Genomic DNA, 26053 nt, shown 5'->3' on the forward strand with positions numbered 1-26053 from the left:
CAGGACCCAGGGGGCTCGGCGACGCCGCCGGGCCCCTGGGTCTTGCATGGGAATTGTCCAGCCCCGAGCGATGGGGGGTGCCACTGCATGGTGTTCACACGCGCCCGGTACCCTGCCCCGCCCGGCAAGGGGCACGGATATGGAAGGAAACCTCGGTGGGCGACGGGCAGGAGCAGGGCCGGCGGCCGGTGAAGGTCGGGCTGGGCACGATCGCGCGTGAGTGGGGGCGGATCGGCTGCATCGGCTTCGGCGGCCCGCCGACCCACATCGCTCTGCTGCGTCAGCTGTGCGTCGAGCGGCGCGGCTGGATGGCCGCCGCCGAGTTCGAGGACGGCATCGCCGCGACCAACCTGCTGCCCGGCCCGGCCTCCACGCAGCTGGCGATCTTCACCGCGTGGCGGCTTCGCGGCCTTCCTGGCGCGCTCGTTGGCGGGTTCTGCTTCATCGTGCCCGGCCTGGTTCTAATCCTCGGCCTCGCGGCGCTGTTCCTGGCAGGCAACCCGCCGCTGTGGGTGCTTGGTGCCGCCGCAGGTGCCGGTGCCGCAGTGGCCGCGGTTGCGGTTCAGGCCGCGACCGCGCTGGTCCCCGCCAGCTGGCAGCGTGCCGGCGCCGCTCGCCCGGCCCGGACCCGCTGGCTCGCCTACGCGCTCGTCGGCGGCACCGCAGCCGCGCTGACCGGACCGTGGCTGGTCCTGGTTCTCATCGTCAGCGGCCTGATCGAGATGGCCATCCGCACCCGCCCGGCTCCCGAACCCGGCCGCGCACGGGCGAACGCCTGGCCGCTGCCTTTCGCCCTCGCCGCCCCTGCGACCGCCGGCGGCCTGCTCGCGCTGGCGTGGGTGGCATTCAAGGTGGGTGCCCTGTCCTACGGCGGCGGGTTCGTCATCATCCCGATGATGCAGGCCGACGCCGTCGAGCACTACCACTGGATGACCGACGCCCAGTTCCTCAACGCCGTCGCCCTCGGCCAGATCACCCCAGGCCCGGTCGTGCAAACCGTCGCCGTCGTCGGCTACGCGGCCGCTGGGGTGCCCGGTGGTCTCCTCGCCGCCGTCGTGGCCTTCGCGCCGTCGTTCCTGTTCGTGATCTTCGGTGGTCCCCGCTTCGACGCGATCCGAGCCAACGCCCGCGTGCAGGGATTCTTCACCGGTGCCGGCCCCGCTGTGATCGGCGCCATCGCGGGGTCCGCAATCCCGCTCGCCTTGGCGCTCCAGCACCCGTGGCAATACGCCGTTCTCGCTGCAGCCGCGCTCTGGCTCCTCGCCGCCAAGCGTGGGGTGGTGAGTGCCCTTCTCGGGGCCGGTGTCCTCGGGGTCGTTGCCGCTCTGGTCGGCTGGGCCGTCTGAGCGGAGCCGTAGTGACTCGGACGCCCGGCAGTCATCCGGGCGTCCGGTGCCGCAGGACTGGTGGCGAGTGGCGCGCCGCTGTGGCCCAAGAGCCGAACTGAGACCAAAACTGAGACCACGGCACGAAGAAGGCCCCGACCGGGAACCCGGTCGGGGCCTTCAACTGCCTTGCTAGGCAAAGGCGGAGGATACGAGATTCGAACTCGTGAGGGGTTGCCCCCAACACGCTTTCCAAGCGTGCGCCCTAGGCCTCTAGGCGAATCCTCCGTGGGAGAGCTTAGTACATGTTTCGGGGTGGTCGCGACCACCTATCCCGCAGGCAGGGGGGTGGGGGTGGCCTGTGGATCGTCGGGGCTGGGATCCGGTAGTGTGGGGCTCAGCCCCTCGTGTGGCGTCATCTCTCTGAACCCCCCCAGGGCCGGAAGGCAGCAAGGGTAGGAGGGCTCTGGCGGGTGCACGGGGGGTCTTTGCGTTCCCGGGGGCGGGCTGGGCGGGGGTGGGGGAGTGCGGGGCGACGCGTTTGTCGGTCCGTCCCGATATCGTCGGGGGTGTGTCCCTAGCCCTGTACCGCCGATACCGCCCCGAGACCTTCGCGGAGGTCATCGGGCAGGAGCACGTGACCGCTCCGCTCCAGCAGGCCCTGCGTAACAACCGGGTCAATCACGCGTACCTGTTCAGCGGGCCGCGCGGCTGCGGCAAGACGACGAGTGCGCGCATCCTGGCCCGCTGCCTGAACTGCGAACAGGGGCCGACGCCGACGCCCTGCGGGGAGTGCCAGTCCTGCCGGGACCTCGCGACCGGCGGCCCCGGGTCGATCGACGTGATCGAGATCGACGCCGCCTCGCACGGTGGTGTCGACGACGCGCGCGATCTGCGGGAGCGGGCCTTCTTCGCGCCGGTGCACAGCCGGTACAAGATCTTCATCCTGGACGAGGCGCACATGGTGACCTCGGCCGGCTTCAACGCGCTGCTGAAGGTCGTCGAGGAGCCGCCGGAGCACCTCAAGTTCATCTTCGCGACCACCGAGCCGGAGAAGGTGATCGGGACGATCCGGTCCCGGACGCACCACTACCCGTTCCGGCTGGTCCCGCCCGGCACGCTGCGCGACTACCTGGCGGACGTCTGCGGGCGGGAGGGCATCCAGGTCGAGGACACGGTGTTCCCGCTGGTGGTGCGGGCCGGGGCGGGCTCGGTGCGTGACTCGATGTCCGTCATGGACCAGCTGCTGGCCGGGGCCGCCGAGGCCGGCGTCACCTACCAGATGGCGACCTCGCTGCTCGGGTACACCGACTCGGCGCTGCTGGACGAGGTGGTGGACGCCTTCGCCGTGAACGACGGGGCGACGGTGTTCCAGGTGGTCGACCGGGTGGTCGAGGGCGGGCACGACCCGCGCCGCTTCGTCACCGACCTGCTCGAGCGGCTGCGCGACCTGGTGATCCTCGCCACCGTGCCGGACGCCGGGGAGAAGGGGCTGATCGACGCCCCGGCGGACCGGGTCGCGGTGATGCAGGCGCAGGCGGACTCGTTCGGCGCGGCCGAGCTGAGCCGGGCCGCGGACCTCGTCAACACCGGGCTGACCGAGATGCGCGGCAACGCGGCGCCCCGGCTGCAGCTGGAGCTGATCTGCGCCCGGGTGATGCTGCCCGGGGCGTACAGCGACGAGCTGTCGCTGCAGGCGCGCCTGGACAAGCTGGAGCGGCGGGCGGCGGCGGGCGGGTTCGCCGCCGCGGTGCCGACGGCCGCGCAGGTGGCCGACCCGGGGGTAGTCCCGGCGGCAGGCCCGGTGGCCGCGTCCGTGGGGCAGGAATCGGTCGCGGCGTCCGTACCACCCGTACCGCCTGTACCGGTCGCGCCGGTGCAGGCAGCGCCCGTGCAGGCTCCGCCGCCTCCGGCCGCGCCCGCCGGGCCGGCGCCGGGGGCCTGGCCGATCCCGCGCAGCTTCCCGCCCGCCGGGGGCGCCCCCGCCCCTGCTCCCCAGGCTCCCGCGGTGCCTGCCGCACCGCAGCCGCAGGCCGTCCAAGCCCAGGCCCCTGCCCCGGCCCCCGTGCCGGCCCCGGCTCCTGCGGCCGCCGCACCCGGCGGGCAGCCGTCGGCCGCCGCGCAGCAGGGTGCCGCGCAGATCCGCCAGCTGTGGCCGCAGATCCTGGAGGCGGTGAAGAACCGCCGCCGCTTCACCTGGATCCTGCTCAGCCAGAACGCCCAGGTGGCCGGGTTCGACGGCAACGTGCTGCAGGTCTCGTTCATCAACGCCGGCGCCCGGGACAGCTTCGTCGGCAGCAACAGCGATGACGTGCTGCGCTCCGCGCTGGCCGACGCGCTGGGCGTGGACTGGCGCGTCGAGTGCATCGTCGACCCGTCCGGGGGCACCGGAGCCACCTCGGCCGCTGCCCCGCCCGGCGGTGCCCAGGGAGGTGCCCAGGGCGGTGGCGGCTGGGGAGCCCCGGCCCGTCCGGCCGCCGCTCCGTCGGCTGTTTCGGCGCCCGCCCCCGTGCCGGCACCCGCGCCCGCGGTCGCGCCCCCGCCGGTGCAGGCCCCGGCCGTGCGCTCCGCGCCGGTGCAGGCCCCGCCGCCCGCCGCGGCGCCGCCGGTCCGTCCGGTGCGGTCGGTGGCCCCGGAGGACGACATCCCCGAGGAGGACGACCCGGACCTCAACGAGGAGGCGTTCTCCGGTCAGGAGCTGATCATCCGCGAGTTGGGTGCGACGGTGCTGGAGGAGATCCACCACCGGGGTACCTGAGCGGGGCGCAGCACGTAGGCTCGGCGGTGACGAAGGACTCACCGCAGCGACAGCGATGACAGCAAGGAGAGAGCCGTGTTCCCCGGTGGTGGCCAGCCCAACATGCAGCAGCTGCTGAAGCAGGCGCAGAAGATGCAGCAGGATCTCGCGAAGGCCCAGCAGGAGCTGGCCGAGACGAAGGTGACCGGTACGGCGGGCGGCGGCCTGGTCGAGGCGACGGTGACCGGTGCCGGTGAGCTGGTGGCGCTGGCCATCGCCCCGGCCGCGGTCGACCCGGAGGACACCGAGACCCTGGCGGACCTGATCCTGGCGGCGGTCCGGGACGCGAACCAGACCGCGCAGAAGATGCAGTCCGAGCGCATGGGTCCGCTGACCCAGGGCCTCGGCGGGGGCATCCCCGGCCTGCCGTTCTGAACCGACCGGGACGACGGGTCCGCGCCGACGGGCCCACCGGGAACGAGTCGACGGGCCCATCGGGAACGATGTGGACGGACCCATCCGCTCTGAAGTTCAGACGGTGGACCCATGTGATTTATGTGGGGGTCGGGCGTCGGGCCATGCGCCCGACGCCCGGTTCGTTGGATGATGGCACCGGTGCACCACCGACCATCCGAAGGAAGGCGCGACGTTGTACGAGGGCGTGGTTCAGGACCTGATCGACGAACTGGGCAGGCTGCCCGGCGTCGGGCCCAAGAGCGCCCAGCGGATCGCCTTCCACGTGCTGCAGGCCGACCCGACCGACGTGCGGCGGCTCGCGCACGCGCTGCTGGAGGTCAAGGACAAGGTCCGCTTCTGCGCGGTCTGCGGCAACGTCGCGGAGGCCGAGCGGTGCCGGGTCTGTCTGGACCCCCGCCGCGACCTCGCCGTCATCTGCGTGGTCGAGGAACCCAAGGATGTCGTCGCCATCGAGCGCACCCGTGAGTTCCGCGGCCGCTACCACGTGCTGGGCGGCGCGATCAGCCCCATCGAGGGCGTCGGCCCGGACGACCTGCGCATCCGCGAGCTGCTCGCGCGCCTCGCGGACGGCACGGTCACCGAGCTGATCCTGGCCACCGACCCCAACCTGGAGGGGGAGGCGACCGCCACCTACCTGGCCCGGCTCTGCAAGCCGATGGGCCTGAGGGTGACCCGTCTGGCGAGCGGCCTGCCCGTCGGCGGGGATCTGGAGTACGCGGACGAGGTCACCCTCGGCCGCGCCTTCGAAGGGAGACGACTGCTCGATGTCTGACCGGACGACCAACCCGCAGCACCCCCACGCGCACGGCTCGGAGCCGGACGACTTCGCCGTGCAGATCGCCGACTCGGTGGGGAGCTTCGTGCTCGCCGTCACCGAGGTCGCCAAGGGCGACGAGCCGGGCAGCGCGGTGTCGCTGCTGCTCCTGGAGGTCTCGCAGCTGCTGCTGGCCGGCGGCCGGCTGGGCGCCATCGAGGACGTCGTCCCGGAGGACCGCTTCGAGCCGGACACCGGCCCCGAGCCGGACGGCGAGCAGCTGCGCGAGCGACTGGCCGAGCTGCTCGCCCCGATCGACGTCTACCACGAGGTCTTCGACCCGTACGGCCCGCCGGAGAAGCCCAACGCCTTCCGCATCTCGGACGACCTGGCCGGTGTGGTCGGCGAGCTCCAGCACGGGCTGACGCACTACCGGGAGGGCCGCGTCAGCGAGGCGCTGTGGTGGTGGCAGTTCTCGTACCTCTCCAACTGGGGCACGACCTGCACGGCCGTGCTGCGGGCTCTGCAGTCGCTGATCGCGCACGTCCGGCTGGACAGCCCGATCGGCGCGGCGCCGGACGGCGCGGACACCGACGACGACGGGCTCACGGACGAGCAGCTGGAGCAGCAGGCCGGCGACCTGATGGCGGCCGAGCTGGGGTTGGGGCGGTAGCAGCCGCCTTGGCGGGGGTGCGTGTGCCGAGGTGCCGAAGTGCCGGGTAGCGGGCACCGGGCTTGCGGGCTTCCGGACTTCCGGGCTGTTGGCACCCGGGCTCCCGGGGGCGATTGCCGGGTTGTGACGAACGCCTCAGCGGTCCGCCCGGAAAGGAAATCCGGCTGGATCGCCGCCGCCCGGTCGGCTGTTTCTTCGGGCCCGCACCGAATCGCCCGCAGACCTGCCGGTGGGGCCCCCGTCGACCCCCGGTCCCGCCGACCACCTGCTGAAACAGTCGTCTCATCATGTGGAAAGCGCCGGTCGGGGCACCCCTGCTCGGTAGACTGGCGCAGACCGCACACCCCCCTCCACCCGGGGGGTACGGGGGCCTGGCGCCCCCGAAAAACGACACAAGTCGAGGAGCGCACGTGGGCCTTGTCGTGCAGAAGTACGGCGGCTCATCCGTTGCGGATGCCGAAGGCATCAAGCGCGTAGCCCGCCGAATCGTTGACGCCAAGAAGGCCGGCCATGAGGTCGTCGTCGTGGTGTCCGCGATGGGCGACACGACGGACGAGCTCATCGAACTCGCCGAGCAGGTGTCACCGCTGCCTGCCGGCCGTGAGTTCGACATGCTGCTGACCGCTGGAGAGCGCATCTCCATGGCGCTGCTGGCGATGGCGATCAAATCCCTGGGTCACGAGGCCCAGTCCTTCACGGGCAGCCAGGCCGGTGTCATCACCGACTCCGTCCACAACAAGGCGCGCATCATCGACGTGACGCCGGGCCGCATCCGCACCGCCCTGGACGAGGGCAACATCGCGATCGTGGCCGGTTTCCAGGGGGTGTCCCAGAGCAGCAAGGACATCACCACGCTGGGCCGCGGCGGCTCGGACACCACCGCCGTCGCCCTCGCCGCCGCCCTCAGGGCCGAGGTCTGCGAGATCTACACCGACGTGGACGGCGTGTTCACCGCCGACCCGCGCGTGGTGAAGAAGGCCCGCAAGATCGACTGGATCGCCTACGAGGACATGCTGGAGCTGGCGTCCTCGGGCTCCAAGGTGCTGCTCGACCGCTGTGTGGAGTACGCCCGGCGCTACAACATCCCGATTCACGTACGCTCGTCCTTCTCGGGTCTCCCCGGGACGATCGTCAGCAACGACAACCCGAACAAGCCCGAAGGGGGCGAGATGGAGCAGGCCATCATCTCCGGAGTCGCCCACGACACCTCCGAGGCCAAGGTCACCGTCGTCGGCGTGCCCGACAAGCCGGGTGAGGCGGCCCGCATCTTCCGCGCGATCGCGGACGCGGAGGTCAACATCGACATGGTGGTGCAGAACGTCTCCGCCGCGTCGACCGGTCTGACCGACATCTCCTTCACCCTGCCCAAGAGCGAGGGCCAGAAGGCCATCGACGCGCTCGGCCGGGTCAAGGAGGGCATCGGCTACGAGTCGCTGCGCTACGACGACGCGATCGGCAAGATCTCGCTGGTCGGCGCCGGCATGCGCTCCAACCCGGGCGTCACCGCGACCTTCTTCGAGGCGCTGTCCGCCGCGGGCGTCAACATCGAGCTGATCTCCACCTCGGAGATCCGCATCTCGGTCGTCACCCGCGCCGACGACGTGCCGGAGGCCGTCCGCGCCGTCCACAGCGCCTTCGGCCTGGACAGCGAGTCGGACGAGGCCGTCGTCTACGGCGGCACCGGGCGATGACCAGGGAGCGGAGCCGGGGCACCGGGCGATGACCCGGCGGCCGAACCTCGCCGTCGTCGGCGCCACCGGCGCGGTCGGCGAGGTGCTGCTCGGCCTGCTCTCCCTCCGCCAGGACGTCTGGGGCGAGATCAGACTCGTCGCCTCCCCGCGTTCGGCCGGCCGCAAGGCGGTCGTGCGCGGGGAGACCGTCGAGGTCGTCCCGCTCGCCGAGGAGGCCTTCACGGGGATCGACCTCGCCGTGTTCGCCGTCCCCGACACGGTCTCCGCCCAGTGGGCGCCGATCGCGGCGGCCAAGGGCGTCGTGGTGGTCGACGACTCGGCCGCCTTCCGCACCTCCGAGGACGTTCCACTGGTCGTCCCCGAGATCAACGCGGCCGCGCTGCGGATCCGTCCGCGCGGCATCGTCGCCAGCCCGGCCAGCACCACCCTCGCGATGATCGCGGCGGTCGGCGCGCTGCACGCCGAGTACGGGCTGGTGCAACTCGTGGTCGCCTCCTACCAGGCCGCCGGCGGCGAGGGCCGGGCCGGCGAGGCGGCGCTGCGCGAGCAGACCGCGCTGGTCGCGGCCACCGAAGCCGGCCGGCAGCTGGTGGCCGGCACCGAGGTCGGCCGGCAGACCGGTGACCTGCGCGCGGTGATCGCCGACCACGGGCCGTTCGCCGCCCCGCTCGCGTACAACGCCGTGCCCTGGACCGGCGGGCTGCGTGAGGGCGGGTGGGCCGCCGAGGAGATGGCCATCCGCGACGAGTCCCGCAAGATCCTCGGCCTGCCCGCCCTGAAGGTCTCCGCGACCTGCGTCCACATCCCGGTCGTCCGCACCCACGCGCTGGCCGTGCACGCCCGGTTCGAACGGGAAGTCACCCAGGAGCACGCGCAGGACATCCTGCGGGACGCCCCCGGTGTCGTCCTCTACGACGACCCGGCCGCCGGGGAGTTCCCGACGCCGAACGACGTGGTCGGCACGGACCCGGTCTGGGTCGGACGGGTGCGCCGGGCCCTGGACGAGCCGGACGCGCTGGACCTGTTCCTGTGCGGGGACAACCTGCGCAAGGGGGCGGCGCTCAACCTGCGGCAGATCGCCGAGTCGGTGGCCGGTCAGCTGACGGTGGAGTAGTAGGGCGGGGGTAGCCGCCAGGGCTTCGGCAGGCTTTCGCGCTCCCGATGTGTCAGCTTGTGTCCATACCTGTGTCCGCTCCTCGACACAATCTGTCCGGAATCCCGGGGGAATCCCCTGGAGGCGGCTTCCGCCCATGCGGAAGAATAGGCCCCGGGCTGGGCAACCATGACAGGGGATCGAGTGTCCAACGGGCGTGGCGAACGTGATGGTGGGGGCAAGGCCGGGCATCCCGGCGAGGGTCGCGGTGTCGTTCCCGTCGCACACCCCGTGGCCTTCGAGTAGGCCGGAAGACGACCAGATGACGGCGGCCACACCGGGTGCGGCGGGCTCCGGTGCCGGTACCGACGCGGGTACCAGCGAGGACCTGCTCACCGAGACGTACCAGGCGCACTACCGCTCGCTGCTGCGGCTCGCGGCGCTGCTGCTCGACGACCTCTCGACGTGCGAGGACGTCGTCCAGGAGGCGTTCATCAGGGTGCACGCCGCCCGCCGCCGGGTGCGCGAGCCCGAGAAGACCCTGGCCTACCTGCGGCAGACGGTCGTCAACCTGTCCCGCTCCACGCTGCGCCGACGGATCCTCGGGCTCCGGCTGCTGCCCAAGCCCATGCCTGACATGGCCAGTGCAGAAGAAGGTGCCTACGATGCCCTGGAGCGCGACCAGTTGAAGGCCGCGCTGCGTGGTCTGCAACGCCGTCAGCGGGAGGTTCTGGTGCTGCGTTACTTCGTGGACATGACGGAGGCGCAGGTCGCCGACACCCTGGGCATCTCGCTCGGCTCGGTGAAGGCCTACGGCTCGCGGGGACTCGCCGCCCTCCGCACCCAGATGGAGGCCGGACATGGCTGAGGCTGACGGCGCCTGGCAGCCGCCCGTGGACGGCGCCGACGGGGAGCTCGCGGAGCTGTCGGAGTCCTCGGAGTCCTCGGAGCTCTCGGAATTCTCGGAGTCCTCGGAGCTCTCAGGGCTGCACGCGCTGTCGTCCGACGAGCGCGCCGTGCGGGAGCTGCTGCACCACGCCGTCGCCGGGATCCAGCCCGCGGCCGGCGGACTGCCCCGGATCCGGCGGGCCGTACCCCGCCGACGGGCCGCCCGGCGCGGAGCCTGGACCGGCGCCGCCGCCCTCGCGCTCGCCGTCGCGATCGTCCTGCCGGTCCTGCACGAAGGGGAGCACCTCGGGCTCTCCGGCGGCCCCGGATCGGCCGACACCGTCAGCCCGGTGACCACGGCCCCCAGCGGCACCGCCCTCGGCACCAGCAGCGCCGGTCCGGCCTCGCACGCCGGAGTGAGCGGCCCCGGCGACGCCGCACCGACCGTCGGGACGGCCGCCACCTCGCACCCGCCCGGAGCCGAAGCCTCGCGCGCCGACGGCACCGCCTCGCCCACCGGCACCTCCGCCGCCGGCGACGGCGGCATCGTCCCGCTCTGCACCCGGACCGACCTCGGCGGCGGCACCGCACAGGTCGGCGCGCCCGACGCGACGGGACGGGTCTACGGCTCGTTCACCGTCTACAACGTCTCCGGGCACAGCTGCCGCGTCGGCGGCCCGGGCGCGGTGGCCGTCACCGACGTCAGCGGCACCGACCGCGGCCGCATCCGCACCGCCGACCACAGCTCGGGCGACCCGGCCGGCGGCCTGACCGCGATGGACACGGAGCCGCCGGTGCTCGCCCCCCAGACCGGGTACCGGGTGCCGTTCGCCTGGATCCCCGACCAGGGCTGCGCCGGCCCCGGCGGCGCCACCAGCGCGCCCACCGGCGCCAACCAGATGTCCAAGAGCTCCCAGGCCCCCGCCTCCGCCTCGGGCGCCCCGGCCTCCCGCGCCACCGGCGCACCCAGCGCCAACCCCCAGATCAGCGCGTCCCCCTCGGCGGCCCCCACCGGCGCCCCCAGCCCCACCGCCAGCGCGACCACCAACCCCACCACCCAGCCGCCCACCGCCACCATCGCCCACACCCCCGCCCCCGGCAGCCCCGCCGCCGCCACCACGACCCTGCCCCTGACCTGCAGCGGCACCCTCTACCGCGGCGGCGTCCAGCCGGTCGGCAGCCCGGCGCCCCAGCCGTCGGGCACGACTTCGGCGGGGTGAGGCGTGGGTTCGCGGGCGGGTTCGCAGCCGGGTTCGTTGCTGGTTGCGCGTCGCGATCGGCGTACCTTCGTTCGGGGGCGGGCGGCCTGAAGGCGTCAGCAGCGGCCCCTGGGGGCGGAGCGGGTGTGAGGAGTGGTTACCGTGGGGGGTGTGTACCGGTTCCTCCTGACTCCGCGCTGGCTGGGCGGCACTGCTTTGGCCGTGGCGGCCGTGGCGGTGTGCGTGTGGCTGGGCTCCTGGCAGCTCGGCCGGTTCGAGGGCCGGGTGTCCACGCACCAGGAGACCAAGAACGCCGTCACCACTTCGGGTGAGGCCCGGCCGATCGACGCGCTGCTCAACCAGGCGACCCCGCAGGTGACCACGGAGACCGTCGGCAAGTCCGTCACGGTGACCGGCAGCTACGACACCGAGCACCAACTCCTCGTCCCCAACCGGGTCGTCGACGGCAAGCAGGGCTACTACGTGCTCACCCCGCTGCGCACCGCCGACGGGCACGCCGTCGCGGTGGTGCGCGGTTGGGCGGCCGGGCCGCCGGGCGGGGGCGGGGGCGCGGACGCGGCTGCGAGCGCGGCTGCGAGCGCCGGGGCGCCGTCGGGCGGGCAGGTGACCGTGACCGGGCGGCTGCAGGCCAACGAGGCCGTGGGCGCCAACGGCGCGGTGGCCGGCGGGCTGCCGGCCGGGCAGCTGGGCATGATCAACCGGGCCTCGCTGCTGAACGTGCTCGAGTACGACGGCTGGTACGACGGCTGGGTGGCCGCCGACGCGGCACCCGCCGGCCTGACCCCCGTCCCGACCGTGCAGCCGCAGGGCGGCGACGGGCTCACCCTGCGCGCGTTCCAGAACCTGGGCTACACCCTGGAGTGGTTCGTCTTCGCGGGCTTCGTGGTCTTCATGTGGTTCCGGCTGGTCCGCCGCGAGGCGGAGGCGGAACAGGACCGGGCCCTGGGACTGGACCCGGTCCTGGACTGACCGAGGGACCGAACTCTCAACGCTTGGTCGGCACGGCCGGTACCGCAGGGACGGCCGGGATGGCTGACGGTTTGAGCGGCGTGGGCAGCGCGGGCGGCGTGGGCAGTGTCGGGGGCAGCGCCTGGGGCGGCGTCGGCGTTGGCGTCGGGATCGGCGTCGGGACGCCGGCGCAGTGGCTGTGTGCGTTGCCGACGTTGTCGTCCGAGGCGTAGCGGTCGATGTGGTGGTGCACGGTGCGCCCCGTCTTGGAGCCCTTGGATCCGGACCCGGATCCCTTCGAGCCCGACGAGCCCGACGAGCCCTTCGACCCGCTTGACCCCTTGGCGAGTTGGATCGTGCCGTCCCCGGCCGTCGGCTCGTACGACTCGTACGCCGAGCGCGCGACGGAGGCCCCCGCCCCCGGCCCCGCCGTCGCGTGCCCCCGGGTCGCCGTGGCGAGCGGCGCCACGGGGACGGCGGGAGCGGCGGGAGGGGCGGGAACGGTCGGTACGGCGGCCGACGGGCTCGGTGCCGGCGGCCCGACCAGGGGCGGGCAGGAGGCGTCGTCGCTGCGCGCTCCCGAGCAGCCGGCGAGCACCAGGGCCCCCACCGCAACCGCCCCCGCGAGTATCAGCACCCTTCTCACGCGGTTCCCCCGTTTCCGTTCCCGCTGAAGGTGGTGCTGTTGCTGCTCGTGCTGGCGGCGGTGCTGGTAGCGGTGGTGGCGGCGTCGACGGCGGCCAAGTGCCGTCGGACGAAGTCGATCTCCAGCCGCAGCTGCTTGATCCGCTCCTCCACCACCAGCGACCCGTGCCCGGCGTCGTACCGGTACACCTCGTGCGGCTTGCCGAGCTGCGCCAGCCGCTCGACGTAGTTCTCGATCTGCCGGATCGGGCAGCGCGGGTCGTTGACCCCGGCACTGATGTACACCGGCACCCGCACCCGCTCGACGTAGGTCAGCGGCGAGGACGCGGTGAAGCGGTCCGGGACCTCCTCCGGGGTGCCGCCGAAGAGCGTGCGGTCCAGCGACTTGAGCGCCTCCATCTCGTCGGCGTACGCGGTGTGGTAGTCCGCGACCGGCACGGCGGCGACGCCGAGGGCCCAGGCTTCGGGCTGGACGCCGAGGCCGAGCAGCGTCAGGTAGCCGCCCCAGCTGCCGCCCGTGAGCACCAGCCGGCGCGGGTCGGCGAGGCCGCTGTCGACCGCCCACTCCCGGACCGCCGCGATGTCCTCCAGCTCGATCAGGCCGACCCGCTCGTGCAGGGCGTCCGTCCAGGCCTGGCCGTAGCCCGTCGAACCGCGGTAGTTGACCCGGACCACCGCGAAGCCGTGGTCCAGCCAGGCGGCCGGGCCGGCGGCGAAGGAATCGCTGTCGTGGTGGGTCGGGCCGCCGTGGATCTCGAACACGGTCGGGAGCGGGCCGTCCCCGGGGGCCGTCCCGGTCGGCCGCTGCACGAGGGCGTGCACCCGCCCGCCGGGCCCGTCCACCCAGACGTCCTCGACCGGGACCGAAGCGGGCGGCACCGCGCCGGGCGCCCGCAGCACGACCGTCCCGGCCGTGGAACGCACGACCGACGGCTGCGCCGCGGAGGACCACAGGTACTCGACGGTGCCGTCCGGGCGGGCGGTCGCGCCGCCGACCGTGCCGCGCGGGGTTTCCAGACGCGTCAGCCGGCCCTCGGCGAGCGAGTAGGAGAACAGCTCGCTGCGCGCCTCGTACTCGTGCTCCACCAGCAGCTCCTCCGCGCCGGGGCGCCACTGCGCGGACACGTCCCCCGGCAGCTCCCGGCCCTGCTCGTCGCGCAGCGGCAGCGCGGTCTCCGCGCCCGTGGCGACGTCCCAGATCATCGGCTCCCAGCGGCCGGTGCGCTGATGGGCGACCAGCAGCCGGGTGTCGCCCTCGACCGGGGCGAAACCGAGGCAGGCGACGCCGCGCGGCTCGTCCCGGCCGGTGACCTCGTCCAACTCGGCGACGGTCTCGACGACGACGCCGTCGCTGTTGCCGTCGGTTCCGTCGCCGTCGCCGTCGCCGCTGCCGCTGCCGCTGCCGCTGCCGGTGAGGCGCACGATCCGGATCGCGGAGTGCATCGCATCGCCGTGCTCGGTGTGGTCGATGGCGAGCAGCGTGCCGTCATGGCTGAGATCGCCGACGCCGCCGTACTCCTCGTGCCGGTAGATCTCGACCGGCACGGTGCTGCCGGGGCGGCGCAGGTGCAGGGTGGTGCCGTCCTCATCCGTGGAACGGCCGACGACCACCGTGCCGTCGCGGCCGAGGGCCAGACCGGCCGAGTAGGAGGGGGCGAGACCGGGCACGGCCTCCTCGTCCGGGCCGCCCGCGAAGGGCTGGCGGCGCCAGACGCCGAACTCGTCACCGTCGTGGTCGTCGAACCACCAGACCCAGGCACCGTCGGGGGACAGCTCGGCATCGGTGGTGCCGTTCGGGCGGTCCGTCACCTGGCGGTGGACGCCGGTGGCGCGGTCCCAGGCGTAGACCTCGTAGGTGCCGGTCGCGTTGGACACGTACAGCGCCCGGTCGGGGGCCTCGTCGGCCCAGTCGGGCAGCGACACCCGGGCCGCCCTGAACCGCTGCTCCCACGCCGGAACGGCGCTCTTCTCCTCGCTCATCCGACCATCCAACCCGATCGGGGGGAGGGAATGGAACGGGCGGGTGGGGCTGAGCCCACCCGCCCGGTGCTTCGGCGGTGTCGAGGAAGGGATGCGGGGGTGTGCCGCCGCGTGGACGAGGCTTGGTCGGCCAGACGTGGGGCTTGATGGGTGGGCTTGAGGGGTGCGGCTTTGCGTGGCAGTAGCCGGAGGTGGGCTCAGGCTTGAGGCCGCGGCAGCAGCCGGACCAGCGCCACCAGCACCAGCTCCAACGCCGCCAGCACCAGCACGCTGTGGCCGAAGGCGGCGGCCGGGTCGCCGGCGCCGTAGTAGACGAGGCCGATCAGCGCGATCCCCAGCGCCCCGCCGACCTGCTGCACGGTGGAGACCACCCCGGCGGCGGCGCCCGCCAGCCGCGGCTCCACGCCCTCCAGGACGACGGAGGTGACCGGCGCGATCACCAGTCCCATGCCGAGGCCGTCCACGAACAGGCCGGGTGCCAGCCACCAGACACTGCCGTCCGCGGCGCCGTAGGCGGCGACGGCGAGCAGTCCCAGCCCGGCGGCCATCAGCAGTCCGCCGACGGCGATCGTGCGGCGGCCGCCGTGACGGGCGGTGACCCGGTGGGTGGCGTTGGAGGTGATCAGGTAGCCGAGGCCGATCGCGGTGAACACCAGCCCGGCGCCGAGCGCGTCCAGGCCGCGGCCGAACTGCAGGTGCAGGGCGAGCACCAGGAAGAAGGAGCCCTGCCCGAGCCAGAAGGCGAGTTGGGCGAGCACCCCGGCGCTGAAGGTGCGGCTGCGGAAGAGGCGGGTGTCGACCAGCGGGGTGGCGGTGGCGGTGCCGGTGCCGGTGCCAGTGGCGATGGCGGTGGCGGTGGCGGTGGTGCGGTGCTGGTGCACGGCGAAGGCGGCGAGCAGGGCGACCGAGGCGCCGAGGCAGAGCCCGGTCCACAGCGGCCAGCCCAACTGCGGGCCCTGGATCAGTGGCAGCACCAAGGCGGTCAGCGAGGTGGTCACCAGCAGTACGCCGACCGGATCCAGGCCGGGCCGCTGCGGGGCGCGGGACTCCGGCAGGCAGCGGCGCACCAGGACGAGGGCGGCCAGGCCGATCGGCAGATTGATCAGGAAGCAACTGCGCCAACCCAGGCCGAACACGTCCGCACGGATCAACAGCCCGCCGATCAGCTGGCCGAACACCGCGCCGACACCCATGGTCAGCCCGTACCGGGCGAAGGCCCGCGCCTGCGCCGCGCCGCTGAACGCGGTCCGCAGGATCGCCAGCACCTGCGGGCCCATCAGCGCCGCCGCCAGGCCCTGCGCCACCCGGGCACCGACCAGCGTGGCGGCGGTGGGGGCGAGGCCGCAGCCCGCCGAGGCGAGGGTGAAGAGGGCCAGCCCGAGCCCGAACACCCGGCGGCGGCCGTAGCGGTCGCCGAGACGGCCGGCGGTGACCAGGCCGGCCGCGAGAGCCAGGCTGAAGCCGGCCATCACCCACTGAACGGCGGCCGGGCCGGCGCCGAGGTCGGCCTGGAGGGAGGGGAGGGCGACGTTGACGACGAAGATGTCGAGGGCGGTCATGAAGGTGGCGGTCAGGACGACCGGCAGCAGTCCCTTGGGGGCCGGAGCTGGGGCCGGGGTCGGGGTCGGGGCCGCTGGTGCTGTCCGTGCTCTTCGTACTGTCGGCGCTGGTGCGGTCGGCGACGTGCTCATCTCGGGCTCTCCTCAGAGGAGTTCGGGCCTGCGGTACGGAGAGGGGCGCAGGGGCGGCCCAGGGGCGGGCCAGGGTCTGTGGGGGACGGCCCGCCCCTCGACGGGAGCGGTTGCGGCGGTGCCGGGCTCTGCGCTTCGGTTCGTCCCGGCGGTTTCGACTCCGTCAGGCGCCCGGCACGCGGTCGAGGAAGCCGTACACCGCACCGATCCGGCCGTCCGGGGCAGCCGCCAGCACGTCGAAGCCGATCACCACCGGCTCCGCGCCGGCCGGGCCGAGGTTCCACGTGAAACGGGCGATGTCGTGGTGCGCGTCCACCGGGCCGAGGCTGAACTCCAGCCCCGGGAACTGGGCCTGCGCCGCGCCGATCAGCGCGTCGATCGCGTCCCGGCCGGCGACCGCGGCCAGCGGGTCGGTGTAGCGGCCGTCCTCGGCCCACACCTCGTCGATCAGCTTGCGGCGGGCGGCGGGGTCGGTCTCGTTCCACACCGCGAGGTAGCGCTCGGCGAGCTGCTGAAGGGCGGCGGTGGTGATCTCGGTCATTGTCATCTCCCGTGTTCAGGTGGGCGGTTGGCCGGTGTTTCCCGGTGCTCACCAAGGTAGGGACGGGCGGGCGGAGGCGAATCCGTCACGTATAGGCATGGGGGTACGTAGGTGCGGGAGCGCGGTGGGTAGGGTCGGGGCCATGCTGTACGGGAGGGAACACGAACAAGCCGCCGTGGACGGACTGTTGGCCGCGGCACGAGCCGGCCGCAGTGGCGCCCTGCTGCTCAGCGGCGAAGCGGGCATCGGCAAGACCGCGCTGCTGGACGACGCCGTCGCGCGGGCGGGGGAGGCGTTCCGGGTGATCCGGGCGGCGGGCGTCGAGTACGAGGCCGAGCTGCCGTACGCCGGGCTGAGCCTGCTACTCGCGCCAGGCCTGGACCGGCTCGACACCCTGCCCGGGCCGCAGCGGCGGGCCCTGGAGGTGGCGTTCGGGCTGGCGGACGGCAAGGCGCCCGTCGGCACGGTGGCCGTCGACGGGGTCGCTGTCGGCGGGGCGGCCGTCGACGGGGTCGCGGGCGACGGGGCGGCCGTCGACGGGGTCGCGGGCGACGGCCCGTCTGCCGGTGAAGGGCACGCCGACCGACTGCTGGTCGGCCTCGCCACGCTCGGCCTGCTCGCCGAACTCGCCGCCGATAAGCCGCTGTTGTGCGTCCTGGACGACGCGCAGTGGCTGGACCGGGCCTCGCTGGACGCGCTGCTGCTGGCCGCCCGCCGCCTCCAGGCCGAGGGCGTGGCCCTGCTGCTCGCCTCCCGTACCGGCGGCGGCTCCGGTGTCGGCGAGAGCTCCGGTGTCGGCGGCGGCTCCGGTGTCGGCGCTTCGGCGCAACGACGCTTCGGACTTCCCGAGTTGGAGGTGGCCGCCCTCGCCGACCCCGACGCCACCCGGCTGCTGGCCCGGCGGGTCGGCGCCGAGCTGCCCACCGCCGTCCGCGACCGGCTGCTCGCCGAGGCGGCCGGCAACCCGCTCGCACTCACCGAACTCCCGGTCGCCACAGGGCCGCAGGCTCACGCGCCGGGCGGCCTCCCGCTCACCAGCCGACTCCTGATCGCCTTCCACGGCCAGGTCACCGGCCTGCCAGCAGCCACCCAGGCGCTGCTCCTGCTCGCCGCCGCCGAGGAGAGCGGCGAACTCGACGTCGTCCTGCCCGCCGCGGCCATGCTCGGCGTCACCGCCGAACACCTGGCCCCCGCCGAGGAGTCGGGCCTGGTGGCGGTCACCGCCGACCGCCGGATCGCCTTCCGGCACACGCTGCTGCGCTCCGCACTCCTCCAACGGGCGCCCCACCACCAGAAGTTGGCCGCCCACCGGGCGATCGCGGGCGCCCTGCCCGAAGGCGACCGCCGTACCTGGCACCTCGCCCTCGCCGCCACCGCCCCCGACACCGACCTCGCCGACGCCCTGGAACGCACCGCCGTCCGCGCCGAACGCCGCGGCGGCCACGGCGGCGCCGCCGCGTACGAACGCGCCGCCCGACTCACCCCCGACCGCGACGACGCCACCCGCCGACTCGTCCTGGCCGCCGAAGCAGCCACCGAAGAAGGCGAGTTGACGCGGGCCGAAGCGCTCGCCGACGAGGCCGCCGCCCGCACCGACAACGCCCTGGCACACGCCCTGCTCGACCAGGTACGGGCCACCGCGCACTTCTGGCGCGGCTCCTACCCGACCGCCCACCGGCTACTGCTCGACGCCGCCGGTACCGGCATCGACCCGTCGTACGCCGCCCGGATGCTGTTCCAGGCCTTCCACGCCGCCTGGTACGCGGGAGAAGAACCGGTGGCCGCCGTCCTCGACCGGCTCGCCGCCCTCCCCCTGGCCGACGGCGACCCCCTCGCCCCCCTCGCCCGCCACCTGCCCGCCGCCGTCCTCCCCGCCCTCGGCCGGCCCGCCGCGATGCTGCCGCCCGCCCGGGAGACCGCCGAAGCCGCCCGCCGGGCCGGCGCCGAGAGCCCGGTCGACCTCGTCCAGCTCTGCGGCGCCACGCTCATCCTCGGCCGCGACGACGAAACCACCGAACTCGGCGCCGAACTGGTCGCCGAAGCCCGCGCCAAGGGCACCCTCGGAGTGATGCCCACACTGCAGTTCTTCCTCGCCGAAGCCGAACTCTTCCACGGCCGCCACCGCGACGCCGAACTCACCGCCACCGAAGCCCTCGGCCTCGCCCGGGACACCGGCCAACACCAGTGGGTCAGCCAACTCACCGCACTGCTCGCCTACCTGGCCGCACTCGACGGCCGCACCGACCACTGCACCGAACTAGCCGCCACCGCCCTCGCCACCACCGGCCCGCAGACCGCCGCCCCCGCCGCCGGCCTCCACTGGGCCCAATGGGCCCTCGCCCTCCTCGACCTCGGCCAAGGCCGCGCCGGCGACGCCGCCGACCGCCTGCACACCCTCACCACCGGCCCGCACCGGCACCACGTCAGCGCCACCCGGGCCGTCCCCGACCTCGTCGAAGCCGCCGTCCGCCTCGGCACCCCCCACCGCGCCGCCGAACCCTACGAGCGCTTCGCCCGCTGGACCGCCGCCGCCGCCCGCCCCTGGACCGAGGCCCTCCGACTGCGCTGCCAGGCCCTCCTCGGCCCCGACGAACTCGCCGAATCCGCCTACCGCGCCGCCCTCGACCTGCACGAAACAGCCCACCGGCCCTTCGAACAGGCCCGCACCGCCCTCCTCTACGGCGAATGGCTGCGCCGCACCCGCCGGCGCACCGACGCCCGCCCCCACCTGCGCGCCGCCCTGGAGACCTTCGACCGCCTCGCCGCCCACCCCTGGGCCGCCCGCGCCCGCACCGAACTCTCCGCCACCGGCACCCCCGCCCCCGCCCCCACCCCCACGGGCACCACCCCGCAGTCCCCCCTCACCCCCCAGGAACTCCAGATCGCCCGCCTCGCCGCCCAAGGCCTCACCAACCGCGACATCGCCGCCCAGCTCTTCCTCAGCCCCCGTACCGTCGCCCACCACCTCTACAAGGCCTACCCCAAGCTCAACATCACCTCCCGCACCGAACTCCCCACCGCCCTCTGAAGCCGCCCCCCCACAACCCGGGTGAGAGCCCAGGGCCGTATCCCGGCGAGGTGCGGAGGGGCGAGGCACGAGGCGGTCCGAGGCTGCACACGTCCCAGGGCAGAACCGACGAGCCCCTGCGGTGATCGCGGTGGCCGCCCGGACGGCTGGCGCACAGAGGGAGGATGCGGGAAAAGCCGCAGAAGCTGCCCTGACCGGCGAACCCGCACGGCTGACGGCGCGACTACCGGGCACTGTCATACACAACGTCAGAGGGCCCATCGGATTTCTCCGATGGGCCCTCTGCACTGGGTCGGGGTGGCGGGATTTGAACCCACGGCCTCTTCGTCCCGAACGAAGCGCGCTACCAAGCTGCGCCACACCCCGGTCCTGCGGTTTGTCGCTCTGTCTCCGTCGCAACGAGTAGAACTCTACCGGACGCTCGCCGAGACACGAAATCCGGTTTCGGGCGGGCGTCCGGTGGGGTCAGTGGGGGGTCGGGGTGAGGGTGAGGAGGGTGGCTTCGGGGGGGCAGGCGAAGCGGACGGGGGTGTAGCGGTTGGTACCGCAGCCGGCGGAGACGTGGAGGTGGGAGCGGTGGCCGCCGGCGGTGTGGGTGGAGAGGCCCTTGACCCGGCGGGTGTCGATGTCGCAGTTGGTGACGAGGGCGCCGTAGAAGGGGATGCAGAGCTGCCCGCCGTGGGTGTGGCCGGCGAGGATGAGGGGGTAGCGGTCTGCGGTGAAGGCGTCGAGGACGCGCAGGTAGGGGGCGTGGACGACGGCGAGGGAGAGGTCGGCGTCGGGGGAGGGGCCGCCGGTGACCTCGCTGTAGCGGTCGCGGCGGATGTGGGGGTCGTCGAGGCCGGTGAATTCGAGGTCGAGGCCGTTGACGGTGAGGCGGCCGCGGCTGTTGGTGAGGTTGAGCCAGCCGGCTGCGTCGAAGCCGTCGCGGAGCTTTTCCCACGGGTTGTGGACGGCGCCGGTGATGCCGCGGCGGGCGGTGCCGTCGGGGTTGTTCATGCCGTGGGCGCCGCTGCGCATGGCCTGGAGGTAGCGGGCCGGGTTCTTGCGGGCCGGGCCGTAGTAGTCGTTGGAGCCGAAGACGTAGACGCCGGGGAACTCCATGAGCGGCCCGAGCGCGTCGAGGGCGGCCGGGACGCCGAGGGGGTCGGAGAGGTTGTCGCCGGTGTTGACCACGAGGTCGGGGCGCAGGCCGGCCAGGCTCTTCAGCCAGCGCTGCTTCTTGCCCTGGCCGCTCACCATGTGGATGTCGGAGACCTGCAGGATCCGGAGGGGCCGGGCGCCGCGGGGGAGGACGGGGACCTCGACCCGGCGGAGGCGGAAGGCCCGGACCTCGTACCCGGCGGAGTAGGCGAGGCAGGCGGCGCCGGCGGCGGCGAAGCCGAGGGGAACGGAGTACAGCGGTCGCATCAGTCCATGCTCTCAGACGGTCGATCAGCTGGTGAACGTCCGGAGTCGGCGGCCCTGAGGATCTCGGTGGCGGTGGCCGGGGCGGGTTCCTCGGTTTCGCGGCGGGCGCGCAGGGCGCGGACTTTGTGGCGGTTGCCGCAGCGTTCCATCGAGCACCAGCGTCGGCGGCCGGGCCGGGAGGTGTCGACGAAGATCAGTTGGCAGTTGTGTGCGCCGCATTCGCGGATCCGGTGGGCGTGTGGGCCGGTCAGCAGGGTGATGGCGTCCCGGGCGAGGGTGGAGGCCAGCTGGGTGCCGTCGGCGGGGAGGGGGGCGGCCGGGGTGCCGTCGGGGGCGATGCGGGGGACCAGGGGCGGGTGTTCGGCGGCCTGGTTGAGGACGGTGTAGTCGTCGGCGGAGCCGGTGTCGCCGTGGGCGCGGGCGGTGGTGAGGCGCCAGAGGGCGTCGCGCAGGGTGCGGATGGCGGTGAGGTCGGCGGGGGTGATCCGGACGGTGCCGGCGGGCGGCCGCAGTCGGGACCGGGGGAGCCAGGCGGCGAGGTCGGCGGGCCGGTGGAGGGTTTCGTGGCGGGCGTGGGGGCCGGGGCCGCCGGTGGTGAGCAGTTCGAGGCAGAGGGCGCCGGGGTCGAAGTGGAAGCTGGTGCCCGCGGGGGTGGTGAGGACCAGCCCCGTGGGGGTGGTGTTCCGGTCGGCTCCGTCGGTCATGGGGCCAGGATAGGTGTAACCGGGTTAATGGGTTACGGCGCGCTGGAGTATGCCCACCCGCGCTCGCGCACATCCGGGGCACCCGGTACGCGTACTGGTTACCGCGTTTCACTTGGACGACGGAGAAATCCACGCGATCAGTCAGCACATCGATATTTCGGGAGGGCTCCCGGCCGCCGTCGACGGGTCCTGCCGGACATCGTCGACGGGGAACTCATCGGGTAAGTGGGAGCGCAAACTTCCGGAAATTTCCGGCTGTTCTACCGGGATGTGCGGGTATGGTCGGCCAGGTTGGCCGGTTCCCGTCGCCCTTCCCGACCCTCCCCGGCCGTGGCTGTCCACCGGGGTTGACGGGTTGTCGGCCGACCGCCGGCTGCTTTCGGCACGGCATACTCGTTCACCTGGACTAACTGCAGTGGATGCCCGGTGGAAACCTGGTTGAGACCGCCCACAGCCGAAGGATATGAAGAGGAAATGACAAAGCTCAAGGAGCAGCTGCAGGAGGACCTCACGGCTGCCATCAGGGACCGGGACGAGCTGCGGTCGTCCACCATTCGGCTCACGCTTTCCGCTGTCACCAGCGAGGAGGTGGCGGGCAAGCAGAAGCGCGAGCTGTCCGACGCCGACGTCCTGAAGGTGATCGGCCGCGAGGCGAAGAAGCGCCGGGAGGCGGCCGAGGCCTTCGACTCCGCCGGTCGTACCGACCAGGCGGCCCGGGAGCGGGCGGAGGGCGAGCTGCTCGCGACCTACCTGCCCAAGCAGCTCTCGGACGAGGAGCTGGCCGGGATCGTGGCGGCCGCCGTGGCCGAGAGCGGGGCGAGCGGCCCGCAGGCGATCGGCGCCGTGATGAAGCTGGTGAAGCCGCAGGTGGACGGCCTGGCCGAGGGCGGCCGGGTCGCCGCCGCCGTGAAGGCCGCCCTGTCCTGAACCCGAGTGGCCCGGTAGGGGCCGGTGAGGGCTGACGCCCCCGGCCGCCCCGACCGCCCCGGCACACGTCGAAGGGGCGCCCTCCGAACCGGAGGACGCCCCTTCGACGTGTGCAGCGGGCCAGCGGGCCAGCGGGCCAGCAGGCCGGCCCCGGCGGCCGGGTCAGCCGTTGCCGTTGCCGCCGCCGTGCTTGCCGCCGTTGTTCCCGCCGTTGCCGCCGCCGATCATGCCCGGCGGGAAGGTGAACCCGCCGCCGATCATCCCGCCGGCGTTGTTGCCCCCACCGGGGTTGCCGCCCGGCGGCGGGTTGCCGGCCGGCGGCTGGGCCTGGGCGTTCGGGTCGGCCGGCGGGGTGCCGCCGGCGGGGGGAGTGGCCGGCTGCGGGTCCGGGATGTTGGCGGTCTCGATCGGCTCCAGGGGCGTGCCCTTGAGTGCCTGGTTCATCGCCATCTGCCAGATCGGGCCGGGGCCGTCGGCGCCGAAGACCTCGTCGAAGTGCTTGCCGCCGATGTTGATGTTCTTCATCTTGACGCCGCCGGCGGGGCCGCCGAGCCAGACGGAGGTGGCCAGCGACGGGGTGTAGCCGCTGAACCAGGCGGCCTTCTTCTCGTCGGTGGTACCGGTCTTGCCGGCGATCTTGCGGCCGTCGTCCAGGCCGAGCGCGGCTGCGGTGCCCTTCTCGGTCACGTTCAGCAGGACGGCGTTGAGCGAGTCCGCGGTCTGCTCGGAGAAGGCCTGGCTGCACTGGGACTGCGGGACGGGGATGTCCTTGCCGTCCACCGTGGTGATCTTGTTGATCGCGACCGGGGTGCAGTACTTGCCGCGCGCGGCGAAGGTCGCGTAGACGTTCGCCATGGTCAGCGGGGAGAGCTCCATGGTGCCCAGGACCATCGAGGGCACCTCCTTGAAGGCGTCGCCCTTCGCGGACTGGGTGATGCCCAGCTTGTTCGCCATCTGCTTCATCGCGCAGAGGCCGACCTGCTGTTCCATCTGCACGAAGTAGGTGTTGACCGACAGCGCCATGGCCTGCTTGAGCTGGTACGGCCCGATCTCGCCGGCCGACTCGTTCTTCACCGTGGCCTTGCCCTCGCCGGGCGTCGGGACGTTCTTCCACGTGCCCGAGCAGGTGGACATCTGCGGGTACTCGATCTTGTTCTCGGACGGGAACGCCTGGGTGTTCGACATGCCCGACTCGAGCGCCGCCGCGGCCAGGATCGGCTTGAACGTCGAACCGGTCTGGAAGCCGTTGCCGCCGCCCATCGCGGCGTCCACGTTGAGGTTGACGACGGTCTGGTTCTTGTTCGGGTCCAGGCCGTACGGGCGGGTCTGGGCCATCGCCAGGATCTTGCCGGTGCCCGGTTCCATCATGGTCGCGGCGGCCGACACCGTGTCGGTCACGTTGACCTTCTTGGTGACGGCGTTCTGGGCCGCGGCCTGCTTGTCCGGGTCCAGCGTGGTGTAGATGTTCAGGCCGCCGGTGTCCCAGAGCTTCTTGCGCTCCTCGACGCTCTTGCCGAAGGCCGGGTCCTGCTTGACGACGTGGCGGACGTAGTCGCAGAAGAAGCCCATGCCGGCCTGGGCGGTGATGCAGCCGTTCTGCGGGTCCTTGTACTTCAGGCCCAGCGGGGCGGCCTTCGCCTCCTTGGCCTGGTCCGCGGTGATGTGCTTGTTCTCGAGCATCTTGTCGATCACGACGTTGCGGCGCTTGACCGTGTTCTCGGGGTAGCGCACCGGGTCGAAGGACGACGGGTTCTGCACCATGCCGGCCAGCGTGGCGGCCTCGGCGACGGTCAGGTCCTTGTTGCTCTTGCTGAAGTAGCGCTGGGAGGCCGCCTCGACCCCGTAGGCCTGGTGGCCGTAGAAGGTGATGTTGAGGTAGTTGGTGAGGATCTGGTCCTTGCTCAGGTCCTCTTCCAGCTTGATCGCGACCTTGAGTTCCTGGATCTTGCGGCCCAGGGTCTTGCGCTGGGCCTCCAGGACGGCCGCCTGGTCGTCGCCGGCCTTCTCCACGTTGACGTTCTTCACGTACTGCTGGGTCAGCGTCGAGGCGCCCTGGGAGGCGGTGCCGCTCTCGGCGTTCTTGCTGATCGCGCGCAGGACGCCCTTGAGGTCGACGGCGCCGTGCTCGTAGAAGCGGGCGTCCTCGATGTCGACCTGGGCGTGCCGCATGAACGGCGACATCTGGTCGGCGGTGAGGACGGTGCGGTCGCGCTCGTAGACCTTGGCGATCAGCCCGCCCTTGGCGTCGAAGATCTGGGTGGCCTGGGTGAGCGGCGGCGTCTTGAAGTCGTCGGGGATGTTCTCGAAGCTCTCCGCCGTGTCCTTGGCGGTCAGGCCGATGGCACCGACCGCGGGCAGGGCGAGGCCTGCCAGCAGGACTCCGGAGAGCACGCTGACGCCCAGGAACTTCACGCCGTTGCCGACGTGCTCCAACGGTGATCCGCCGGTCCTGCCGCGCGGAGCTCCGGTGTTGCCTGGGGGCTGGGGGGCCTGGGGGCGCTTCGGTGCCATGAGGAGAACCCTACGTCCCGGAATCCCGCACATGTGGGCAGGTGTTCGCCTAGGCTTGTCACAAGCTTGCGACAGCTTCGGTGCGTCAACACCATTCACTCCAGTGGGTGGCGAGAGTTGCCCGAATTGCCCGTGGATGGCCGGGTTTTGAGCAAGCTGGGGGCTGCTGCACTCGTGTGAACGGTTGCGCTGCGTGATGACGCCTGTGGCGAGAGTACGGACTCCGCGGGTGGCAAGGCGTGCGACCTGCGATCACTCCAACGAGTGAGCTGACCGATACCCATAGTCCGATTGGGCCATTCGAGATTGAGCCCGAAGGGGCTGTTGCAAGCTGTCGTTCTTCCGTAACGTCCTCAACTGGCAACGGTGAACATGCCGTTGCCGCCGTGGGGGAGCCTCGAATACGGGAGAGGACGGCGCCGGGATGGGCTGGGTTGACGACTGGAGCGCGCAGGCCGCCTGCCGCACGAGTGATCCGGACGAACTGTTCGTCCAGGGGGCGGCGCAGAACCGCGCGAAGGCGGTGTGCAGCGGCTGCCCCGTCCGGACGGAGTGCCTCGCGGACGCCCTGGACAACCGGGTGGAGTTCGGGGTCTGGGGCGGGATGACGGAGCGCGAGCGCCGGGCGCTGCTGCGCCGCCGCCCGACGGTCATCTCGTGGCGGCGGCTGCTGGAGACGGCTCGCACCGAGTACGAGGAGTCCCTCGCGACCGGCGTGATACTGACGGACTACGCCCAGGCGGGCTGAGTCCGGCCGCACGGCGTCCGGGCCGACCGGCACCGGGCGGGCGCGCCCCCACGCCGCCCCGT

20 protein-coding genes, 2 tRNA genes and 1 other RNA gene are annotated in these 26053 nt (G+C 72.9%); 14 read left to right on the top strand and 9 right to left on the bottom strand.

The annotated features are described in order from the left end of the window. Positions 1-155 precede the first annotated feature (155 nt). The gene (gene chrA / locus AC0B61_RS04170) at positions 156-1346 is read left to right on the top strand and encodes a chromate efflux transporter (protein WP_471739067.1); all 1191 of its coding nucleotides are present in this window, start codon (positions 156-158) and stop codon (positions 1344-1346) included. Between the two features lie 182 nt (positions 1347-1528). On the opposite strand, the gene AC0B61_RS04175 is transcribed toward chrA, so the two are convergent. Beyond that, positions 1529-1613: transfer RNA gene (locus AC0B61_RS04175), tRNA-Ser, on the bottom strand. A 108-nt stretch (positions 1614-1721) separates the two neighbouring features. Here AC0B61_RS04175 and ffs point away from each other — a divergent pair. The 10 genes from ffs to AC0B61_RS04225 all read left to right on the top strand — a co-directional run bounded on the left by ffs (position 1722) and on the right by AC0B61_RS04225 (position 11827). Then, positions 1722-1818, top strand: an RNA gene (ffs, locus tag AC0B61_RS04180) — signal recognition particle sRNA small type. Positions 1819-1896: 78 nt separating this feature from the next. Continuing rightward, positions 1897-4083 carry a DNA polymerase III subunit gamma and tau gene (locus AC0B61_RS04185; protein WP_471739068.1) on the top strand — a complete coding sequence of 729 codons (2187 nt, stop codon included), beginning with the start codon at positions 1897-1899 and terminating at the stop codon, positions 4081-4083. Positions 4084-4158: 75 nt separating this feature from the next. Continuing rightward, on the top strand, positions 4159-4497 hold the full coding sequence (locus tag AC0B61_RS04190) for a YbaB/EbfC family nucleoid-associated protein (RefSeq protein ID WP_471739069.1): 339 nt from the start codon (positions 4159-4161) through the stop codon (positions 4495-4497). A 214-nt stretch (positions 4498-4711) separates the two neighbouring features. Continuing rightward, on the top strand, positions 4712-5311 hold the full coding sequence (recR, locus tag AC0B61_RS04195; protein WP_471739070.1) for a recombination mediator RecR: 600 nt from the start codon (positions 4712-4714) through the stop codon (positions 5309-5311). Then, positions 5304-5966, top strand: a complete 663-nt coding sequence (locus tag AC0B61_RS04200; RefSeq protein WP_471739071.1) for a DUF5063 domain-containing protein — start codon at positions 5304-5306, stop codon at positions 5964-5966. Before recR ends, AC0B61_RS04200 begins: the two co-directional genes overlap by 8 nt. A 410-nt stretch (positions 5967-6376) precedes the next feature. Further along, positions 6377-7657 carry an aspartate kinase gene (locus AC0B61_RS04205; protein WP_030246471.1) on the top strand — a complete coding sequence of 427 codons (1281 nt, stop codon included), beginning with the start codon at positions 6377-6379 and terminating at the stop codon, positions 7655-7657. Positions 7658-7685: 28 nt separating this feature from the next. Further along, positions 7686-8771: an aspartate-semialdehyde dehydrogenase gene (locus AC0B61_RS04210; protein ID WP_471739072.1), complete on the top strand. Its 1086-nt coding sequence runs from the start codon at positions 7686-7688 to the stop codon at positions 8769-8771. Positions 8772-8979: 208 nt separating this feature from the next. Further along, a complete protein-coding gene (locus tag AC0B61_RS04215) occupies positions 8980-9618 on the top strand; it encodes a SigE family RNA polymerase sigma factor (protein WP_471739371.1) in 639 nt (212 codons plus the stop codon). Further along, positions 9611-10858, top strand: coding sequence for a hypothetical protein (locus tag AC0B61_RS04220; RefSeq protein ID WP_471739073.1), 1248 nt, complete (start codon positions 9611-9613; stop codon positions 10856-10858). The genes AC0B61_RS04215 and AC0B61_RS04220 overlap by 8 nt, the downstream gene beginning before the upstream one ends. Positions 10859-11008: 150 nt before the next feature. Further along, on the top strand, positions 11009-11827 hold the full coding sequence (locus tag AC0B61_RS04225; RefSeq protein ID WP_471739074.1) for an SURF1 family protein: 819 nt from the start codon (positions 11009-11011) through the stop codon (positions 11825-11827). 16 nt (positions 11828-11843) lie between these two features. Here the strand turns inward: AC0B61_RS04225 and AC0B61_RS04230 are convergent, their stop codons facing one another. From AC0B61_RS04230 to AC0B61_RS04245, 4 genes are all read right to left on the bottom strand, one after another. Then, the gene (locus AC0B61_RS04230; RefSeq protein WP_471739075.1) at positions 11844-12452 is read right to left on the bottom strand and encodes a hypothetical protein; all 609 of its coding nucleotides are present in this window, start codon (positions 12450-12452) and stop codon (positions 11844-11846) included. Further along, positions 12449-14431: a S9 family peptidase gene (locus tag AC0B61_RS04235; RefSeq protein ID WP_471739076.1), complete on the bottom strand. Its 1983-nt coding sequence runs from the start codon at positions 14429-14431 to the stop codon at positions 12449-12451. Before AC0B61_RS04235 ends, AC0B61_RS04230 begins: the two co-directional genes overlap by 4 nt. Before the next feature lie 197 nt (positions 14432-14628). Further along, positions 14629-16122, bottom strand: a complete 1494-nt coding sequence (locus tag AC0B61_RS04240; RefSeq protein ID WP_471739077.1) for an MFS transporter — start codon at positions 16120-16122, stop codon at positions 14629-14631. A 163-nt stretch (positions 16123-16285) separates the two neighbouring features. After that, positions 16286-16663, bottom strand: coding sequence for a nuclear transport factor 2 family protein (locus AC0B61_RS04245; protein WP_471739078.1), 378 nt, complete (start codon positions 16661-16663; stop codon positions 16286-16288). Between the two features lie 142 nt (positions 16664-16805). On the opposite strand from AC0B61_RS04245, the gene AC0B61_RS04250 reads away from it, so the two are divergent. Then, positions 16806-19691 carry an AAA family ATPase gene (locus AC0B61_RS04250; protein ID WP_471739079.1) on the top strand — a complete coding sequence of 962 codons (2886 nt, stop codon included), beginning with the start codon at positions 16806-16808 and terminating at the stop codon, positions 19689-19691. Positions 19692-19983: 292 nt separating this feature from the next. On the opposite strand, the gene AC0B61_RS04255 is transcribed toward AC0B61_RS04250, so the two are convergent. The 3 genes from AC0B61_RS04255 to AC0B61_RS04265 all read right to left on the bottom strand — a co-directional run bounded on the left by AC0B61_RS04255 (position 19984) and on the right by AC0B61_RS04265 (position 21805). Next, a tRNA-Pro gene (locus tag AC0B61_RS04255) sits at positions 19984-20057 on the bottom strand. A gap of 99 nt (positions 20058-20156) precedes the next feature. Next, the gene (locus tag AC0B61_RS04260) at positions 20157-21101 is read right to left on the bottom strand and encodes a metallophosphoesterase (protein ID WP_471739080.1); all 945 of its coding nucleotides are present in this window, start codon (positions 21099-21101) and stop codon (positions 20157-20159) included. Continuing rightward, a complete protein-coding gene (locus tag AC0B61_RS04265; RefSeq protein ID WP_471739081.1) occupies positions 21101-21805 on the bottom strand; it encodes a CGNR zinc finger domain-containing protein in 705 nt (234 codons plus the stop codon). Before AC0B61_RS04265 ends, AC0B61_RS04260 begins: the two co-directional genes overlap by 1 nt. 474 nt (positions 21806-22279) lie before the next feature. Here AC0B61_RS04265 and AC0B61_RS04270 point away from each other — a divergent pair, with 474 nt between their 5' ends. Beyond that, positions 22280-22732 (top strand): GatB/YqeY domain-containing protein, encoded by a 453-nt coding sequence (locus AC0B61_RS04270; RefSeq protein WP_471739082.1) that lies wholly within the window; start codon positions 22280-22282, stop codon positions 22730-22732. Positions 22733-22894: 162 nt separating this feature from the next. Here the strand turns inward: AC0B61_RS04270 and AC0B61_RS04275 are convergent, their stop codons facing one another. Then, entirely contained in the window at positions 22895-25243 is a 2349-nt protein-coding gene (locus AC0B61_RS04275) for a transglycosylase domain-containing protein (RefSeq protein WP_471739083.1), read from the bottom strand. A gap of 424 nt (positions 25244-25667) precedes the next feature. Here AC0B61_RS04275 and AC0B61_RS04280 point away from each other — a divergent pair, with 424 nt between their 5' ends. After that, positions 25668-25991: a WhiB family transcriptional regulator gene (locus tag AC0B61_RS04280; RefSeq protein ID WP_030240986.1), complete on the top strand. Its 324-nt coding sequence runs from the start codon at positions 25668-25670 to the stop codon at positions 25989-25991. Positions 25992-26053 lie beyond the last annotated feature (62 nt).

The sequence above is a fragment of the Kitasatospora sp. NPDC023385 genome (assembly GCF_055664045.1).

Coding starts and splice junctions, on each gene's coding strand:
- AC0B61_RS04245 (WP_471739078.1), bottom strand. CDS start 16,663: ATGACCGAGATCACCACCGCCGCCCTTCAGCAGCTCGCCGAGCGCTAC.
- AC0B61_RS04275 (WP_471739083.1), bottom strand. CDS start 25,243: ATGGCACCGAAGCGCCCCCAGGCCCCCCAGCCCCCAGGCAACACCGGA.
- AC0B61_RS04200 (WP_471739071.1), top strand. CDS start 5,304: ATGTCTGACCGGACGACCAACCCGCAGCACCCCCACGCGCACGGCTCG.
- AC0B61_RS04270 (WP_471739082.1), top strand. CDS start 22,280: ATGACAAAGCTCAAGGAGCAGCTGCAGGAGGACCTCACGGCTGCCATC.
- AC0B61_RS04210 (WP_471739072.1), top strand. CDS start 7,686: ATGACCCGGCGGCCGAACCTCGCCGTCGTCGGCGCCACCGGCGCGGTC.
- AC0B61_RS04265 (WP_471739081.1), bottom strand. CDS start 21,805: ATGACCGACGGAGCCGACCGGAACACCACCCCCACGGGGCTGGTCCTC.
- AC0B61_RS04215 (WP_471739371.1), top strand. CDS start 8,980: ATGGTGGGGGCAAGGCCGGGCATCCCGGCGAGGGTCGCGGTGTCGTTC.
- AC0B61_RS04260 (WP_471739080.1), bottom strand. CDS start 21,101: ATGCGACCGCTGTACTCCGTTCCCCTCGGCTTCGCCGCCGCCGGCGCC.
- AC0B61_RS04220 (WP_471739073.1), top strand. CDS start 9,611: ATGGCTGAGGCTGACGGCGCCTGGCAGCCGCCCGTGGACGGCGCCGAC.
- AC0B61_RS04250 (WP_471739079.1), top strand. CDS start 16,806: ATGCTGTACGGGAGGGAACACGAACAAGCCGCCGTGGACGGACTGTTG.
- AC0B61_RS04280 (WP_030240986.1), top strand. CDS start 25,668: ATGGGCTGGGTTGACGACTGGAGCGCGCAGGCCGCCTGCCGCACGAGT.
- AC0B61_RS04235 (WP_471739076.1), bottom strand. CDS start 14,431: ATGAGCGAGGAGAAGAGCGCCGTTCCGGCGTGGGAGCAGCGGTTCAGG.
- AC0B61_RS04240 (WP_471739077.1), bottom strand. CDS start 16,122: ATGAGCACGTCGCCGACCGCACCAGCGCCGACAGTACGAAGAGCACGG.